Here is a 1,140-nt window from a genome sequence, read left to right as displayed (position 1 = left end):
GTGCCGCCGCCGGTTGCGGACGCGGTCACCGCGGTGCTGGTGGAGGCGCTGAGCAACGTCGCCCGCCACGCCGGCGCCTCGGCCGCCGAGGTCCGACTGGCGGTGGCGGGTCAGGGCCGCCCGGCGGGCCCCTCCGCGTCCAGCGGTGCGTCGGTGAGGGGGACCAGCCAGGTGACGACCGTCCCACCCTCCGGGCCCGGCGTCACGGTGAGCGTGCCGTCGAAGGCGTGCGCCCGGTCCTCCAGGTTCCGCAGGCCGCTGCGGCGGCCCCGCCGCGGCATGCCGACGCCGTCGTCGGCGACGACCAGGGTCAGCCGATCACCCGCCACCGTCAGTCGGACCTCGGCGGCCGAGGCGCCGGCGTGGCGGGCGACGTTGCTCAGCGCCTCCACCAGCACCGCGGTGACCGCGTCCGCAACCGGCGGCGGCACGGCGGTGTCCACCGGCCCCTCCGTCACCAGGGCGGGTCGGAAGCCGAGGGTGGCGACGGCGGCCTCGGTCGCCTCGGTGACCCGGCCGCGAAGCGTCGCGCCCCGCTCCCCCGGCCGCGTGCGGAGCCCGAATATGGTCGATCGGATGATCTTGATGGTGTCGTCGAGGTCGTCGACCGCGCGCTCCAGCCGCTCCGCCGCACCGGGATGCTCCACGAACCGCTGGGCGCTCTGCAACGTCATCCCGGTGGCGAAAAGCCGCTGGATGGCGAGGTCGTGCAGGTCCCGGGCGATCCGGTCGCGGTCCGCGAACAGGGCGAGCTGCTCGGCGTCGCGACGGCGGTCGGCGAGCTCCAGGGCGAGCGCCGCCTGCCCCGCGAACCCGCGCAGCGGCCGCGTCTCCGCCTCGGTGAACGGCGCGCGCCCCACGGCGCGGGCCAGCAGTAGCACGCCGCGGACCCCGTCGCCGGCCCCCATCGGCACGGCGACCGCGGGGCCGAGGCCGGACCAGGAGTCGGCCCCGCCCCCGGCGCGCGGATCGTGCGCCGGGTCGGCGCTGGTGACGGCCGTGTCGGCGCGCAACGCGGCGGCGACCAGCCCGTCGTCGTCGAACCGGACCTGGGCGAACGCCTCGGAGCCGGCGCCGGTCGCGCACGCCGTCCGCAGCTCGGCGGCGGGCGGCGGTTCGGCCCGGTCACCGCGCCGGACC

1 protein-coding gene is annotated in these 1,140 nt (G+C 78.2%); it reads right to left on the bottom strand.

The window, feature by feature from the left end; translation table 11 throughout:
- Nucleotides 1-110: 110 nt before the first annotated feature.
- On the bottom strand, nucleotides 111-1,140 hold a 1,030-nt coding region (locus HCN56_RS25610), incomplete at its 5' end, for a GAF domain-containing sensor histidine kinase (protein ID WP_167975039.1).

Source organism: Streptomyces lonarensis, assembly GCF_012033735.1.
Taxonomy (GTDB): domain Bacteria; phylum Actinomycetota; class Actinomycetes; order Streptomycetales; family Streptomycetaceae; genus Streptomyces; species Streptomyces lonarensis.
This window is presented reverse-complemented; position numbering and strand designations above follow the sequence as displayed.